This window comes from Lentzea aerocolonigenes (assembly GCF_000955955.1).
Classification (GTDB): domain Bacteria; phylum Actinomycetota; class Actinomycetes; order Mycobacteriales; family Pseudonocardiaceae; genus Lentzea; species Lentzea aerocolonigenes_A.
On sequence record NZ_JYJG01000314.1, the window covers coordinates 14,022 to 31,194 of the forward strand.

Annotated in this window: 11 protein-coding genes and 1 pseudogene; 7 read left to right on the forward strand and 5 right to left on the reverse strand. The window is 68.5% G+C overall.

Features of this window, described 5'->3' with window-relative positions; translation table 11 throughout:
- Positions 1–22: 22 nt before the first annotated feature.
- From UK23_RS34830 to UK23_RS34845, 4 genes are all read right to left on the reverse strand, one after another.
- Complete coding sequence (locus UK23_RS34830; protein WP_082115219.1) at positions 23–1,477, reverse strand: non-reducing end alpha-L-arabinofuranosidase family hydrolase; 1,455 nt, start codon at positions 1,475–1,477, stop codon at positions 23–25.
- Positions 1,478–1,515: 38 nt separating this feature from the next.
- Positions 1,516–2,514 carry a cellulose binding domain-containing protein gene (locus UK23_RS34835; RefSeq protein WP_045315992.1) on the reverse strand — a complete coding sequence of 333 codons (999 nt, stop codon included), beginning with the start codon at positions 2,512–2,514 and terminating at the stop codon, positions 1,516–1,518.
- A gap of 171 nt (positions 2,515–2,685) precedes the next feature.
- Complete coding sequence (locus UK23_RS34840; protein ID WP_045315993.1) at positions 2,686–3,726, reverse strand: LacI family DNA-binding transcriptional regulator; 1,041 nt, start codon at positions 3,724–3,726, stop codon at positions 2,686–2,688.
- 139 nt (positions 3,727–3,865) lie between these two features.
- Complete coding sequence (locus tag UK23_RS34845) at positions 3,866–4,639, reverse strand: FadR/GntR family transcriptional regulator (RefSeq protein ID WP_082115215.1); 774 nt, start codon at positions 4,637–4,639, stop codon at positions 3,866–3,868.
- A gap of 299 nt (positions 4,640–4,938) precedes the next feature.
- On the opposite strand from UK23_RS34845, the gene UK23_RS54170 reads away from it, so the two are divergent.
- A complete protein-coding gene (locus UK23_RS54170) occupies positions 4,939–7,317 on the forward strand; it encodes an RICIN domain-containing protein (RefSeq protein WP_231114819.1) in 2,379 nt (792 codons plus the stop codon).
- A 169-nt stretch (positions 7,318–7,486) separates the two neighbouring features.
- On the forward strand, positions 7,487–7,900 hold the full coding sequence (locus UK23_RS34855; protein WP_045315994.1) for a hypothetical protein: 414 nt from the start codon (positions 7,487–7,489) through the stop codon (positions 7,898–7,900).
- 79 nt (positions 7,901–7,979) lie between these two features.
- Here the strand turns inward: UK23_RS34855 and UK23_RS34860 are convergent, their stop codons facing one another.
- Entirely contained in the window at positions 7,980–9,413 is a 1,434-nt protein-coding gene (locus tag UK23_RS34860; protein WP_082115216.1) for a glycoside hydrolase family 6 protein, read from the reverse strand.
- 388 nt (positions 9,414–9,801) lie between these two features.
- On the opposite strand from UK23_RS34860, the gene UK23_RS34865 reads away from it, so the two are divergent.
- The 5 genes and pseudogenes from UK23_RS34865 to UK23_RS54175 form a co-directional block, all read left to right on the forward strand.
- Complete coding sequence (locus UK23_RS34865; RefSeq protein WP_196778017.1) at positions 9,802–11,157, forward strand: endo-1,4-beta-xylanase; 1,356 nt, start codon at positions 9,802–9,804, stop codon at positions 11,155–11,157.
- A 100-nt stretch (positions 11,158–11,257) separates the two neighbouring features.
- Entirely contained in the window at positions 11,258–12,625 is a 1,368-nt protein-coding gene (locus tag UK23_RS34870) for a glycoside hydrolase family 43 protein (RefSeq protein ID WP_045316007.1), read from the forward strand.
- The gene (locus UK23_RS34875; protein WP_231114820.1) at positions 12,601–13,953 is read left to right on the forward strand and encodes a PHB depolymerase family esterase; all 1,353 of its coding nucleotides are present in this window, start codon (positions 12,601–12,603) and stop codon (positions 13,951–13,953) included. Before UK23_RS34870 ends, UK23_RS34875 begins: the two co-directional genes overlap by 25 nt.
- 83 nt (positions 13,954–14,036) lie before the next feature.
- Entirely contained in the window at positions 14,037–16,889 is a 2,853-nt protein-coding gene (locus UK23_RS34880) for a glycosyl hydrolase family 95 catalytic domain-containing protein (protein WP_045315998.1), read from the forward strand.
- Between the two features lie 48 nt (positions 16,890–16,937).
- Positions 16,938–17,173, forward strand: a pseudogene (locus UK23_RS54175) (poly(3-hydroxybutyrate) depolymerase); the annotation flags it as partial.

Genomic DNA, 17,173 nt, shown 5'->3' on the forward strand with positions numbered 1-17,173 from the left:
CCGGCGGCGTCGGTCTCGGGAGTCAGCAGGTCGAGTTGGTCTGGGTCAGCAGGCCGAGCTTCCACGGCAGCTTGTTGTAGTCACCGCCGGCGCTGGGATTGATGCCCTGGTAGAGGAAGCGGAGCTGACAGGGGTTGATCTCCATCGTCTGGTCCACACCGGCGCGGATCATCTCGCCGTGGCTGAAGTCGCGCGTCCACTGTCCACCTGGGAGCGTCACGTTGTTCGAGCGGGCGAACGGATTCGACTCCTCGGCGGCCAGCGGGCTCCACGGACCGGTGATCGACGAAGCGGTCCAGGTGCGGAACCAGCGCCTGCCGTCCGACCCGATCGCCTCGACGATCAGCATCCACTGGTTGCGCCCTGCGACCTTGTAGACGTTGGAGGCCTCGAACAACCGGTTCTTGTTCGAGTCCTGCAGCGCGATCACGGTGTTGGTGAACCCGTTGGGGAACTGCGCCAAGGTCGTCTCGGACCGGTAGAGGTGCCCGTTGTCGTCGGACGAGAACAGGTAGCACTTGGCGGTGTCGCACACCATCCAGAAGTCGACCCAGTAGCCGTTGCCGATGTTGTCGCGGATGATCTGCGGCATGCCGTTCGCGTAGAAGTTCTTCGGCGCCGACCACGACGACGGGTTCGAGATGTCCGCGGTCGTCGAGTACGACGCGTTCGATCCCGTCTGGTACACCAGGTACCACAGGCGTTGTGGCGCGAAGTAGAACACGTGCGGCGCCGCTTTGTAGCCACCACCGACGGCCGTGCGGTCGAGGTAGTGGTGCGGTGCCGAGGCGGCCTGCGACCAGTCGGTGAAGCTCGTGTACATGATGTTGTAGCCGGTGGTGTAGACCGACGCGAACACGTGGTACTTGCCGTTGTAGTACACGACGCTCGGGTCCTTGACCGAGTAGACGTTTGGGTGCGCCGAGTCCGGCTTGGGACTGATCAGCGCACCGCTGGAGGACCACCGGAAGCTCGACGGCAGGTTTCCGGCCGGTGGATTCCCCGTCGTGGTCGTGGTTGTCGTGGTGGTGGTGGGTCCGACGTCGCCTGTGCACAGGGTGCCGTTCAACGTGAACTCAGTGGGGTTCGGGTTGCTCGTCCCGCTCGTGGACCCGTTGAACCCGAACTCGACCTTGCCACCAGTCGGGATCGTCGCGTTGTAGGAGACGTTGCGAGCCGTCACCTGGGCACCGGACTGGGACGCCTCGGCGTTCCACGCCTGCTTCACCTGCTGACCGGCGCCGAAACTCCAGGTGAGCGTCCAACCGTCGATCGCGTCACCGAGGTTGGTGACGGCCACGTTCGCGGTAAACCCACCGTCCCAGGTGGACGGTGCGGAGTAGGACACCGAACAACCCGGCGCGGCCGCCGCGGGAGGCAGCGTCACGGCGGTGATCGCGGACAGGGTGACGAGCGGGACCGCGGCCGCGACCGCGAGCCGGGCTCGCCGCGATGCGAACAGTCGTGCGAAGAACATGATCACCCTTCGGCGTCGGAGGGATCTTCAGGCAGGGTTCACGGACTGGAGCAGGTCGCGGTGCCGATCGCCGGCGCACCGGAACCGGAGGCGATGAAGCCGAACGTGGTGGAGCCGCCGGGGCTGATCGTGCCGTTGTAGGACACATTGGTGACCGTGACCGACCCGCTGGCGACGCCGTTCCAGATCTGGGTGACGACGTGGCCGCCGGGCAGGGTGAACCGGACCGTCCAGCCGGAGATGGCCGACGCGGCGGGGTTCGCGACGGTGACCTCGCCCTGGAAGCCTCCGTTCCAGGTGCCGGTCACGACCGGCGTCGCGGTGCACGGTCCGCCGGGCTGCGGTGGCGCCGGGTCACCGATGCTGCCCGGCACGGCCGACAGGGCGTTGAACCAGACCGCGGCCATCTTGCTGTAACCGGCGGCGTTCGGGTGGATGCCGTCGGGCAGGTCGGAGATCGGCACCGCCGGGTACATGTCCACCACGTGCACCCGCTTGCCCGCTGCCGCCTTGGCCCGCAGCAACGGCACGATCGCGGCGTTGTAGTTGCGCACGGTCGCGTCGGCGAACCGGATCGGGATGATCGTCGAGACGAACACCTCCGCCGACGGCGACTGAGCGGTGATCTTGTCCACCAGCGCGGACAGTCGCCGCGGCGCTCCGGCCGGATCACTGCCGTACATGTCGTTGGTGCCGATGTGCAGCAGGATCGTGCGCGGGGTGTAGGTGCGCAGCCAGTTCACGACATTCGCGTCGACCTGCGCGATGGTCCAGCCGGGATGACCCTCGTGGTTGCGGTCCGGCATGGACGAAGGACCGTCCGACAACGACCCCACGAAGTCGACGCTCCGGCCGGCCGCCCGCAGCTTGGTGCCGAGATCCAGGCGGTAGCCGCCGATCGAGCCACCCTGGGTGATCGAGTCACCGAGCGGCATGACCCGCACCGGATCCGCAGTGGACTGTTCCGCCACCGCGGGCGACGCCGTCAGCAGGACGGCGATCAGGGCTCCGCACAGCGCTTTGAGCGGGCTAGGCATGCATTCAACGTAACGAGGCGCACACAGCCGGTCAAAGCTAAATGTTAGCGCTAACGTTTAGCCGCGAGCCGTTCGACAGCGTCGAATTCCCGTTCGACACAAGGGAAGCCGAACAGAGCACGATCTGAATCGATCGAAGCGAGGCTTGCGCTGTTAGCGTGAACATCCGGTTCACTCGCGTGGCGCCGCCACCGAGCCACCCTCACGCACGGGCATCGGCACCCGGTGGATCATCGGCGCGCGGGCGCCGCGCCCGCGCCGGACGACCAGGTCCACCAGGACCCTGACCGCCCACGCGCCGAGCTCGTAGTGCGGCAGGGCGACCGTGGCCAGCCGCGGCCGCATCCACGAGGCGATGGGATGGTCCTCGAAACCGATCACCGAGACGTCGTGCGGTACCGAGAGCCCCGCTTCGGCGAGTGCCTGGTAGGCACCGAACGCGAGGCGGTCGTTGAGACACACCAGCGCCTTGGGCCGATGCGTGCGCAGCAGCGCCGCGGTGGCCTCGAAGCCGTGCTCGGGAGTCCACTTCGGACACCACCGCGCGCCGGCCACCTCCGCTCCCGCCGCCGTGAACACCTCGCGCAGGCCCAGCAGCCGGTCGGCGGCCGCGATGCCGTGCGACGGTATGTCGCACATCCCCGGCCCTGCGCCGATCAGGTGAATGTCGCGGTCGTGCCCCGCCTCGACCAGGACGCGCGCGGCCGATCGGCCCGCCTGCACCTCGTCCGGCAACACCGACGGAACGGCCGCCGAGGTGGCGGGGGTGGCGTTGAGCAGCACGGCGGGCCCGTCGTACAGGACGTCCGGTACAGCGGCCGCCCTGGTGTGCGTGGACGCGAACACCACGCCGTCCACGCGCCGCTCGCGCATGGTGTCGACCAGCGTCCGCTCGACCAGCGGGTCGCCGCCCGACTCCCCCACGAACAACATGAACCCGTGCCGGTACGCGGCATCCACCGCGCCCTTGACCATGTCGCCGGCCCACCCGGACGACGCCACGGTGTCGGACACGAACCCGATCGTCTGCGACCGTCCGGCGCGCGGCCCCGCCGTCAGGGAGCCGCGCCGGTAGCCGAGCTGCTGCGCCGTCGAACGCACCCGCCGCTCGGCCTCCGTCGAGATGCGGAGCTCGCGCGCCCGTCCGGTCAGCACCAGAGACGCCGTCGTGACCGAGACTCCACTCGCCGCCGCCACGTCGGCCAGTGTCACGCGCGTCCGTCCCACCGCGGATCCGCCTCCCGTTGCCGTGCGAGCCCGGCCGCATCTGCCGGCCGGGGTTACCTGAAATGCCTGTGAGCAACCGCTTTCGCAGGACGACCTGGGCGGAGGGACCGTCCTGCGAGCGCTCTCACCGCTTCAGACGACCGGGATCCCCGGCTTCACCTCGACGCACCAGCCACGCGTCGGTGATGTGCGTGAACATGGCGTCCGCGGCACCGGCCGCGTCCTGCGCGGCGATCCGTTCGCAGACGCGCCGGTGCCCGGCGTTCGACGCCTCGCACAGCTCGCGGCCGCTCTCACCGCGGTAGCCGGCCGTGTTGATGGCCTGGGACTGCAGCGAGCGCACGACGCCGCGGGCGATGCGGTTCCCCGACGCGAGCATGATCGCGTCGTGGAAGATGCGGTCGTGCTCCTCGTAGGCGGCGACGTCGTCGACGAGCTCGTCCATCCGGTCCACCAGCGCCCGCAACCGTTCGACGGTGTCGCGGCCCGCGGTGCGCGCGGCGACCTGCGCCATGTCGGACTCCAGCAACCGCCGGGTCACCACGAGGTCGTCGAGAACCGCGAGGCTCTCGTCCTCGGCGATCGTGGCGACGAGCACCAGCTCGTCGAGCATGTTCCACTGCACCGGCGGGTTGACCGTCGTGCCGGAGCCCTGGCGCACCGTGACCAAGCCCTTCTCCTGCAGGACCTTCACCGCCTCGCGGATCACCGTCCTGCTCACCGAGAAGGTCTCGCAGAGCACCGGCTCCGGAGGCAGGGTCATGCCGGTGGGATAGCTGCGCCGGACGATCCGCTGCACCAGCTCGGCGGTGACCGCCGCGGCGAGGCTGGCCGGTCTCCGCGTCCACTCCGGGGTCGCGGACGTACCCTGTTGCGGCTGCCGACCTGTCGCTGTCATGTTCGACTCCGTTGCGCCACGGCGGTTGATCTGGACCCCACAGTATACGTAACACCATTGACGTCACACGTCATACGAGTTACGTTCGCGATGGGTGCACACCGTTTCGCCGTCTGCACGAGCGCCCCTGGCGGGACTGAACGCACTCGCGGCGTACCCACTAATTCGTCCACAATGGACAGGATAGTGCGGCGAACCCGCAAGGGCGCACGCCGCTGATCATCCGCAAAGGACACGTGCTGCCCTGTCCGCCGCCGCGGGAGGCCGATCCAGCCACGTTCTCCACCACAGGAGGTCCCTTGTCCACGTCCTCGTTCCCCGCAGCGCGGCGGCGAACGGCACTCGCCGCCGTCGCGGTGGTGGTGACCGCGTCGATCGCCACCGCTCCCCCGGCCTCCGCCGCCACGACGACCCTTTACGCCTCCCCTTCGGGCACGGGCACCGCCTGCACCGCCACCGCGCCGTGCTCGCTGCCGGCCGCTCAGTCCGCCGTGAGATCCCTCAACAGCACGATGTCCGGCGACATCGTGGTGGAGCTCGCCGACGGCGTGTACCGGCTCTCGCAACCGTTCCGGCTCACGGCGGCGGACTCTGGCGGCAACGGATTCCGCGTGCTGTGGCAGGCCGCCGCGTCGGCTCGTCCCGTCATCAGCGGTGCCAGGGCGGTCACCGGCTGGTCGGTCGCCGACGCCGGCAAGAACATCTACCGGGCGAACGTCGGCACCGGGCTCGACAGCCGCCAGCTCTACGTCGACGGCACGATCGCGACTCGAGCGAGAACGCAGGTGAACCGCTCCGACTTCACCTTCACCGACACCGGCATGCGGTTCTCGAACGGTGCGCTGAGCTACCTGAACAACCTGGCGAACCAGAACCGGGTCGAGGTGGAGAGCGTCAACTCGTTCACCGACAGGTACTCCCCGGTGCAGAGCATCGGCGGCAACTTCCTCACGATGCAGCAACCCGCGTGGAACAACAACACCTTCGGCTACGACACGCTCAACAACCCGTTCCGCGCCGGACCGCTCTACCTGGCGAACGCGTACGAGTTCCTGGACTCACCGGGCGAGTGGTACCTCAACCCCGGCACCGGCGTCCTCTACTACATCCCACGCCCTGGGCAGAACATGAGCAACGTCAAGGTCGAGCTGCCGGCGTTGCAGTCACTGGTCGACGTCGGCGGCACCTATGACGCGCCCGCGCACGACATCTCGTTCAGCGGCATCACGTTCACCGGCACCTCGTGGCTCGGTCCCAGCAGCAACCAGGGTTTCGCCGACCAGCAGACCGGCGCCTACATCTCCGGGAACTGGAACTGGCCCGCCGACAGGCTGAACTCGTGCAAGAGCGGCTGTCAGGCGTTCGAGGCGGTCCGGCCGCACTGGTCTCAGATGCCCGCCGCCGTCCAGATCTCCGCGGCGAGCCGCATCACCTTCACCGACTCCCGCTTCGTCAACCTCGGGCAGACCGCGATCGGCATCGGCAACGACGCCAACGCGCACGAGAGCGGTGTCGGCCTGGGCGCGTCCGGCATCACGATCACCCGGTCGGAGATCGCCCAGAACTCGGCGGGCGGCGTCGTGGTCGGTGGCGTGCGCGCCGACGCGCACCACCCGAGCGACCAGCGGATGGTCAACCGCGACATCACCGTGAGCTACAGCCGGATCCACGACCTCGGCATCGAGTACCGGGGCATCGTCTCGGTGCTCAACACCTACGTCACCAACGCGACGGTGGCCAACAACGAGATCTACAACCTGCCGTACTCCGGCATCAACGTCGGCTACGGCTGGGGTTCCAACGACGCGGGTGGCAGCAACCACTACGCCGGCCGGGGCCTGTACAACTACCAGCCTCGCTATTCCACGCCCACGACCGCGTCCGGCAACAAGCTGCTCAACAACTACGTCCACGACGTGATGCAGCAAATGACCGACGGCGGCTGCATCTACACGCTCGGCTGGAACCCGAACGCGGAAATCAGCGGCAATTACTGCCTGCGCACCAACGGATTCTTCGGCCTCTACTTCGACGAGGGTTCCAAGTACTACCGCGCGACCGGCAACGTCTTCTCCGCCACCGGCACGTGGGCCACCGCGAACTACGGCGGCGGCGAGAACATGGGCAACTGGACGCTCACCAACAACTGGTCGACCAACGGCAGCAGCAACATTTCCAACGGCGACCGCGGCAACGTCGTCAACGGCAACGTCGTGGTGTCGAACGGCAACTGGCCGGCCGGGGCCCAGGCGGTGATGGCCAACGCGGGACCTGGCGGCGGTGGTGGCGGCGGCAAGGAGAACGTCACCGTCGTCGGCACCCAGTCGGGCCGCTGCCTCGACGTCGCTGCCACGAGCAACAACACCAGGCCGAGACTCTGGGACTGCGGCAGCGGCGCGAACCAGCGCTGGAACTACACGTCCGCCAAGCAGTTCACGATCGGCGGCAAGTGCCTGGACGCCTCGGGAGGCGGCACCGCCAACGGCACGGCGGCGATCCTCTGGGACTGCCACGGCGGCCTGAACCAGCAGTGGAACCTCAACGCCGACGGCAGCGTCACCGGCGCGCAGTCCGGGCTGTGCCTCGACGCCAGCGGCAACGGGACCGCGAACGGCACGCAGATCCAGCTCTGGACGTGCCACGGCGGCGCGAACCAGCAGTGGAGCCTGCGCGCCTGACCAGCACGACCGTGTGCGGGGCCGGGGTTCACCCGGCCCCGCACACGGGTTTCTGCGGAAGACGTTCCGAAGACTGATGAAGTCTGAGCGTGGACCGCTTTCGCACCGATGAACTTCGGAATTCGCCGTGTCACTCTCTCGGTGTTGTCACCTTCCGAGAGGACCAGAAATGCCGAAGTTCGTCGCGAAGCGCTCGGCGCTCGCCGTCGCCGTGGCCGCCGCGGCGGCCGCGCTCGCCCTGGCCCCCGCCGCTCACGCCGACTCCCCTGCCGGTCAGCACCTCGTCGCCTTCTCGAAGGTGCCTTCGGAGACCAAGAGCGTCCTGATCGACCGCTCGAACAACACGAGCGCCCCTGGCTCGCGCGTCTGCCTGCGGAACCTGCCGTCCGGCCAGTCGTACAGCTCCAGCGTGCACGTCGACAACGACTCGACTCCCGACCTCACGTTCTACTCGTCGGGCGACTGCTCGCGCGGTGCGCAGAGCGCTGGGTTCATCGACGTGCACCAGGACAACCTGACCAAGGTCTGGGTGTCGTGGCGGAACTACCACCCGTACTGGGGCCGCGTCGGCCTGGCGAGCTGAGCCGATCGTCCACACGCGACGGTTCCCCGTCCCGGCCGATGCCTGGGACGGGGAACCGTTTTTTCCTGTCGCCAGGAGGTCAGGAGCAGGCGGCGCCGTTCAACGCCGGTGACGCGAACGGTGGCGCGGACCCGTTGTAGTTCGCGTTGAACCCGAGGGTCAGCTTGCCGCCGGCCGGCAGCGAGCCGTTCCAGTCGGCGTTGACGACGCGGACCACGTCACCGGTGTCGGTCCACGTCCCGTTCCAGCCGTTCGTGACGGTCACGCCGGGAGCCGAGAACGTGAAGGTCCACCCGGTGACCGCCGATCCCCGGTTCTCGATCACGATCTCTCCGGTGTAGCCGCCCTGCCATTGGCTGACCACGCGATGGCTCGCCAGGCAGCCGCCGCCGGGGTTGTTGCCCGTGGTGGTCGTGGTGGTCGTGGTCGTGGTCGTCGTGGTGGTCGGCCCTGCCGCCATCGCCAGCTCGTAGGCCCGTTGCGGCACGAACTGCCCGGCCGGTCCGATGCAGCCGTCCGACTCCCCCGGCAGCTTGACCCACAGGAACGCGTCGATCCTCGAGTCACCCGTGTTCACCGTACTCGGGGTGCCGATCGCGCGACCGGGTGGATCGCACCACTCGGTGCCCTGCGGGCCGTTGCCGTTGCGGCTGGTGTCCACCACGGCCTTGAGACGGCCGTCGCCGACGGCGTTCAGCACGTTCTTCGCGTAGTTCACCTCGTCGGAGGTCGAGCGGTAGTTCGACACGTTCGTCGAGATGCCGTCGGCGCTGTTCGAGATGTCCGCGCCCCGCAACCGGTTCGCCGCCTCCGATGGGTTGAGCCAGGCGGAGTTCCCGATGTCGAAGTACACCTTGGCCCGCGAGGAGCCGGACTTCAGCTTCTTGCCCGCGTAGGCGATGGACGCCTTGGTCTGGTTCTGCTGGTCCGCGTTCTGGCAGTTGCTCATGATCGGCAGGACGTCCGGTTCCAGCACGATCGTCGCCGCCCGCCCGGCGAGCCCGGCCGCGACCTCGTCCACCCACGCGCGGTACGCCTGGTGCGACGGCGCTCCGCCACCGCTCGCACCGCCGCAGTCGCGGTTGGGGATGTTGTAGACCACCAGGATCGGGATCTTCCCCGCTGAGGCGGCCGCGCCTACGAACGAGCTGATCTCCGAGCGGATCGACGAGGTGTTCGTGGTCGTGTACCAGCGCGCCTGCGGCACCGAGGCGATCCGGTCGCGGATGACCGCCGCCCGCGAGTCGCCGGGGTTGGCGGCCACCCATCTGGCGCTGGAGCTCATCGGGTCCACGTAGAACGCCGACTCGGCGGCGTTGACCGCGACGCCGCCGCCCACGGCCAGGGCCGTGGTGCCCGCCACGAGCACGCCGACGGCGGCGCACGCGCCACTCGCGAGCTTCCAGCGGGTCGTCTTGTCGCCTCTCGGGGTACCGGGCGCGTGGCGCGGCCGGCACGAGGAGTCACCAGCCGGCGGGCAGGCGCCGGCTCGTGCGGGATCGGTTGCTCTCATTCAGGTCCTCACAGCGTCGTCGCTGGTGCGGGAACAGGTCGGGCGTGAGAGCGCTCTCACCAACGGCGGGGCGCCGCCGGGAAAAGCGAGTTCGGGCCCTGGTCAACGTAGCCACGGCACCATGACGAGTCAACGCTAAAAATGTTAGCGCTAACTTTAGCAAAATCGATTCGCCACACCTGACCAGAACGCGTTCGACAGCATTCGACATGCAAATTGGGAGCGCTCCCTTGTTTTTGTAGCCCATTCAGCTCAATCTGCCCGATGAGTGCTCCACACCTTCTTGTGAGCGTGAACATGAAGCTGCCACACTCCGTTCGGGCGCGTTCTCAGTTGCATGACCTACCCGTCACGCCCGCATTCCGGGCACGTTCCCGAAGGTGTGTTGATGAAACTGACATCGAGGTCAGTGTCACTAGTCCCGATCGTCTCGACAGTCGCCGCGGTGGCACTCGGAGCCACGCTCATAGTGACCGCCACCGCGAACGCGGCCACCACCCTCGGCGCCGCCGCGGCGCAGTCCGGCCGCTACTTCGGCACCGCCGTCGCGGCGAGCAAGCTCGGCGACCAGACCTACGTGAACCTGCTGAACACCGAGTTCAACATGGTCACCGCCGAGAACGAGATGAAGTGGGACGCGACCGAGCCCAACCGCGGCCAGTTCAACTACTCCGGCGGTGACCGGATCCTCAACCAGGCGGTGAGCAACGGCAAACGGGTGCGCGGCCACGCTTTGCTGTGGTACCAGCAGGAACCGGGCTGGGCGCAGCGCATGGAAGGCTCCGACCTGCGGCAGGCCATGATGAACCACGTCACCCAGGTCGCCACCCACTACAAGGGAAAGATCTACGCCTGGGACGTGGTGAACGAGGCGTTCGCCGACGGCGGCAGCGGTGGCCGGCGCGACTCGAACCTCCAGCGCACCGGCAACGACTGGATCGAGGCGGCGTTCCGCGCGGCCCGTGCCGCCGACCCCGGCGCGAAGCTCTGCTACAACGACTACAACACCGACGGCGTCAACCCGAAGTCCACCGGCATCTACAACATGGTGCGCGACTTCAAGTCCCGCGGTGTGCCGATCGACTGCGTCGGGTTCCAGTCGCACCTGACCAACAACCCGCCGGGGGACTACCAGGCGAACCTCCAGCGCTTCGCCGACCTCGGCGTCGAGGTGCAGATCACCGAGCTCGACATCGCCGGCAACCAGCAGGCGAACGCCTACGGTGTGGTGACGAAGGCCTGCATGGCCGTCCGCGCCTGCGCCGGCATCACCACGTGGGGCATCCGCGACACCGACTCGTGGCGCGGCGGCGAGAACCCGTTGCTGTTCACCGGTTCCGGCGCCAAGAAGCCCGCGTACACGGCGGTGCTCGACGCGCTGAACGCGGGCGGCCCCGGCCCGACGACGACCACCACGACCACGACCACCACGTCGAACGGTCCCGGCCCTGGCCCCGGTGACTGCACCGCCACGGTGTCGCTGAACCAGTGGGCCGAGGGGTTCGTCGCCACGATCAAGGTCACCGCCGGATCCGCCGCGCTGCACGGCTGGCGGGTCACGACGACCCTGTCGAACGGCACGGTCACCAACTCCTGGAGCGCCAACCGCAGTGGCACCAGCGGCACGGTCAGCTGGACCAATGTGGACTACAACGCCAACGTGCCCGCCGGCCAGTCCACCGAGTTCGGTTTCCAGGGCACCGGCAACGGATCGGGACTCAACCCGTCCTGCGCCGCGAGCTGACGTTCCGCACCAGCACCACCCAACCGGAGAGGACCGCCCCGCGGATCGGCCGAACAGCCCGGTCCGCGGGTGCCTCCCCCTGCCCTCGCAGGAGACGATGATGGCCACGAAACGAAGGTTCTGGACGACCGTCGCCACGGCGGTGGGACTGGTCCTGACGGTGATCGCCCCCGCGAGGGCGGACAACCCGATCGTGCAGCACATCTACACCGCCGACCCGGCGCCGTTGGTCCACAACGGACGGGTCTACCTCTACACCGGCCACGACGAGGACAACTCGACGTGGTTCACCATGAAGGAGTGGCGGGTCTGGTCATCCGCCGACATGGTGAACTGGACCGACCACGGCTCACCCATGAGCCTCGCCACCTTCAGCTGGGCGAAGCAGGACGCCTGGGCAGGCCAGGCGATCGAGCGCAACGGCAAGTTCTACTGGTACGTCCCCGTCGTCACCAAGGCCAGCGGGCGCCCGGCCATCGGTGTCGGCGTGTCCGACAGCCCCACCGGCCCGTTCCGCGACGCCATCGGCCGTCCGCTGGTGGAGAACGGCGAGATCGACCCCACGGTGATGATCGACGACGACGGGCAGGCGTACCTGTACTGGGGCAACCCGAACCTGTCGTACGTCCGGCTCAACACCGACATGATCTCCTACTCCGGTGGCATCAACCGAATTCCGCTCACCACGGCGGGGTTCGGCACCCGCACCGGCGACCCGAACCGGCCCACCCTCTATGAGGAGGGTCCGTGGGTCTACAAGCGCAACGGCCTATACTACAACGTCTTCGCCGCCAAGTGCTGCTCGGAGTTCATCGGTTACTCGACCTCTCCCGGCCCCACCGGCCCGTGGACCTACCGCGGCACCGTGATGCCCACGCAGGGCAGCAGCTTCACCAACCACCCCGGCGTCATCGACTTCAAGGGCAGCTCGTACTTCTTCTACCACAACGGCGCACTGCCGGGCGGTGGCGGCTTCACCCGCTCCGTCGCGGTCGAGAAGTTCAGCTACAACGCCGACGGCACGATCCCGACGATCAACATGAGCACGGCGGGGCCGCCGGCCGCGGACACGCTCAACCCCTACGTGCGCCAGGAGGCCGAGACGATCGGCTGGGGCAGCGGCATCGAGACCGAGCCCTCCAGCGAAGGCGGCATGAACGTCGGCTTCATCAACAACGGTGACTACATCAAGGTGAAGAACGTCGCTTTCGGTGCCGGCGCAACGACCTTCACCACCCGCGTCGCGTCCACCACCGCCGGCAGCTCCGTCGAGGTCCGCAGCGACGGCCCGAACGGACCTGTCGCCGGTCGCTGCTCGGTGCCCAACACCGGCGGCTGGCAGTCGTGGACCAGCGTCACGTGCCCGGTGAACGGGCTGACCGGCACCCGTGACCTCTACCTGAGGTTCAGCGGTGGCAACGGTTACCTGCTCAACGCGAACTGGTGGCAGTTCGGCAGGGCGTCATGAACGCCCGGTCGTGCCCGGACAGGTCCGGGCTGATGGCGCTCATCGCGGCGCTGGTGCTCCTGATCGCCGCCGTCGCTCTTTCGCTGGTGCCGCCACCCGCGCAGGCCGCGTCGCTGGTGCGCGTCACGAACTTCGGCACCAACCCGACCGGCCTGAACATGTACGTCTACGTGCCCGACCGGGTCGCGGCGCGCCCGGCCATGCTCGTGATGGTGCACTACTGCGGCGGCTCCGCGGGCGCCGTGCACAACGGCAACGGACGCGACTACGTCACCGCCGCCGACCGCCTCGGGTACGTGATCGTCTACCCGGAGGCCACGAGGGACGGTCACTGCTTCGACGTGTCCACCGCCAACGCGTTGCGCCGCAACGGGGGTGGCGACTCCACCGGGATCATGTCGATGGTGTCGTACGCGCGTCAGCGCTACAACGTGGACGCCGCCCGCATCGTCGTCGCCGGTTTCTCGTCCGGCGCGATGATGACCAACGTGCTGGCCGCCCAGTACCCGGACGTGTTCAGCGCGGGCTCGGCGTTCTCCGGAGTTCCCGCGGGTTGCTTCGCGACGACGAACGGCTCGTTGTGGAACAGCCAGTGCTCGGGCGGGAACCTGCTGAAGTCGCCGCAGCAGTGGGGTGACCAGGCCAGGGCCATGTATCCCGGCTACACCGGCCGGTACCCGCGGATGCAGCTGTGGCACGGGACGACCGACACCACACTGGCCTACCCCAACTACGGTGAAGAACTCGACCAGTGGACCAACCTCCACGGGGTGAGCAGGACGCCGGCGTCCACCGACCAGCCGCAGCCGAGCTGGACCCGAACCCGGTACGGCACAACCGGTACGACGGCGACCATCGAGGGCATCAGCATCCAGGGCACCGGGCACAGCCTGCCGATGCCGGGGATGCTCGCGTACTCCATCGCCTTCCTGGGCCTGGACAAGCCGCCCACCACAACGACCACGACAACGACTACAACCACGACGACGACCACGACGCCGGTTCCCGCCGACGGCTGCAAGGTCACCGCTTCGGTCAGCCCCTGGAACACCGGCCTGACCGAGACGATCACCATCGCCAACACGTCGGCGACCGCCGTGAACGGCTGGCAACTTCGGTTCACGCTGCCCGGCGGGCAGACCATCACGAGTGGCTGGAGCGCGAGCTACTCCCCCGCCACCGGCGAGGTGACCGCGCGCAACCTCGACTACAACGCGGGAATTCCGCCGAACGGTTCGGTGCAGATCGGTTTCCAGGCCACGCACACCGGTGACAGCGCGGCCGCAGGCGAGTTCACGCTCAACGGCGAGCGGTGCGCCGTGGGCTGACCTGCCCTTCCCCTCCCTGCTCCTCGTGGCGATCGACCACCAGGGGTGCTTCAGCGACCGCGAAAAACCACTGGAGGACCGACATGTCCGACCTGAACCGGCGGCAGCTCATGATGCTCGGCGCGGGGGTGGTGCTGTCGCAGGCGGGGTGGACCGCGGCCGGCACCGCCTCGGCGGCGCCGCCGGAGGTGCGGGCGGCGAACGACCTCGCGCTGTGGTACAGCGGCCCGGCCGGGAACGACTGGCTGCGCGCGCTGCCGGTGGGCAACGGCCGGCTCGGCGCGATGGTGTTCGGCAACACCGACACCGAACGCCTGCAGCTCAACGAGGACACCGTCTGGGCCGGCGGTCCGCACGACTACAGCAACCCGCGGGGTGCCGGGTCGCTGGCCCAGATCCGGCAGCTCGTGTTCTCGAACCAGTGGACGCAGGCGCAGTCGCTGATCGACCAGACGATGCTGGGCAGTCCGGCCGGGCAGCTCGCCTACCAGCCGGTCGGTGATCTCAAGCTGGCGCTGCCGTCCGCGTCCGTGAGCAACTACCAGCGCTCGCTCGACCTCACCACCGCGACGACCCTCGTGACGTACACGGCGAACAACGTGCGTTTCCGGCGCGAAGTGTTCGCCAGCGCACCGGACCAGGTGATCGTCGTGCGCCTGACCGCGGAGACACCGGGCTCGATCTCGTTCACCGCGACGTTCGGCTCACCGCAGCGCACCACGACGTCGAGCCCGGACGGCACGACGATCGCGCTGGACGGCACTTCCGGTTCCCAGCGGGGAATCGCGGGCACGGTCCGGTTCCTCGCGCTGGCCAAGGCCGTGGCGGACGGCGGTTCCGTCACCAGTTCCGGCGGCACGCTGCGGGTGAGCAATGCCAACGCGGTCACCGTGCTGATCTCCATCGGTACCAGCTATGTGGACTTCCGCACGGTCAACGGCGACTACCAGGGCATCGCCCGCAGCCACCTGAACGCCGCGCAGGGCGTCGCGTTCGACACCCTGCGGGCCCGGCACGTCGCCGACTACCAGGCGCTGTTCGGGCGGGTGACGCTCGACCTCGGGCGCACGGCCGCGGCCGACCAGCCGACCGATGTCCGCATCACCCGGCACGCGAGCACCCCCGACCCGCAGTTCTCCGTGCTGCTGTTCCAGTACGGCAGGTACCTGCTGATCTCGTCGTCGCGGCCCGGCACGCAACCGGCGAACCTGCAAGGGATCTGGAACGACCAGATGGCCCCGTCGTGGGACTCGAAGTACACGATCAACGCCAACCTGCCGATGAACTACTGGCCGGCGGACACCACGAACCTCGGCGAGTGCTTCCAGCCGGTGTTCCGCATGATCAACGACCTCACGGTGACGGGCGCCCGTACCGCACAGGTGCAGTACAACGCCCGTGGCTGGGTCACCCACCACAACACCGACGCCTGGCGCGGTTCCTCGGTCGTCGACTTCGCGGCGGCGGGCATGTGGCAGACCGGCGGGGCGTGGCTCTCGACCATGATCTGGGACCACTACCGGTTCACCGGCGACGTGAACTTCCTGCGCACGTACTACCCGGCGCTCAAGGGATGCGCGCAGTTCTTCCTGGACACGCTCGTCAGCGAGCCGAGTCTCGGGTACCTCGTCACGAACCCGTCGAACTCTCCGGAGCTCAGCCACCACGCGAACGCGAGCGTGTGCGCCGGGCCGACGATGGACATGCAGATCCTGCGCGACCTGTTCGACGGCTGTGCGAGCGCGTCCGAGGTGCTGGGTGTCGACGCGGACTTCCGGACGCAGGTGCGGGCGGCGCGGCAGCGGCTCGCACCGATGAAGGTGGGCTCGCGCGGCAACGTCATGGAGTGGCTCTACGACTGGGTGGAGACGGAACAGAACCACCGGCACGTCTCCCACCTGTACGGCCTGCACCCGAGCAACCAGATCACCAAGCGCGGCACCCCGCAGCTGCACACCGCGGCCCGTCGCACGCTGGAGCTGCGTGGCGACGCGGGCACCGGCTGGTCCCTCGCCTGGAAGATCAACTACTGGGCGCGGCTCGAGGAGGGCGCCAGGGCGCACGACCTGCTCCGGTCCCTGGTGACGACGGAACGCCTGGCGCCCAACATGTTCGACCTGCACCCGCCGTTCCAGATCGACGGCAACTTCGGCGCGACCTCCGGCATCGCGGAAATGCTGCTGCACAGCCACAACGGCGAGCTGCACGTGCTGCCCGCGGTGCCGCCGGCATGGCCCGCTGGGGGTGTCACGGGCCTGCGCGGACGCGGCGGGTACACCGTCGGCGCGACGTGGGCGGCGGACGGCGCGATCACCCTGTCCGTCACACCGGATCGAGACGGCACCGTCCGCGTCCGCAACCGGATCTTCGGCGGAACCTTCGAGCTGCGTGACATCACCACCGGTACGGCGGTCCAGCCGGGCAAGCCGGAGGCCGACGTCGCCGAATTCACCGTCCAAACAGGACACACCTACCGCGCCACCGGACAGGGCACCGGTTCCGGACCGGTGGTGAAGCCCGGCGTGAACTACCGGCTCGTCGCCCGCCACAGCGGGAAGGTCATCGAGATCAGCGGCGCCTCCACGGCACCGGGCGCGTTGCTGCAGCAGTGGTCCCAGACCGGCGGGCTCAACCAGCAGTTCGACTTCGTCGACTCCGGCGGCGGCTTCTACCGCGTCCGGGCCCGGCACAGCGGCCTGGTGCTCCAGGTCGCGAGCTCCAGCAGCGGCGCCGACGTCACCCAGCAGGCCGACACGAACGCGACGAACCAGCAGTGGCGGGTGGTCGACCAGGGCGGCGGAGTGATCAGCCTCGTCAACCGGCAGAGCAACCTCGCCCTGGACGTCTGGAGCGTGTCGACCGCCGACGGCGCCCGCGTCTCCCAGTGGAACCCCACCGGCGCGGACAACCAGCGATTCCAGGTCCAAGCAGTCTGACACGAACCGAAGGGACAACGATGTTCCAACAGCACAAGGGGCCCTGCCATGTCCCGGCATAGGTCCGTCATCGCCATGGCCGTCGCGAGCGCCGTGGTCTTCCTCGGCGCGGCCGGCATCGCACTCGGCGGCACGACCCCCGGCGAGGCCGGCGCGACGGCGGGCACGGCCGGATGCGGCAAGGCGCCCGCTCTGACCAGCGGCCAGCACACCATCAACACCGGTGGCCAGAACCGCTCGTACATCCTGCGGGTGCCGGCCGGCTACGACAACAACCGCCAGTA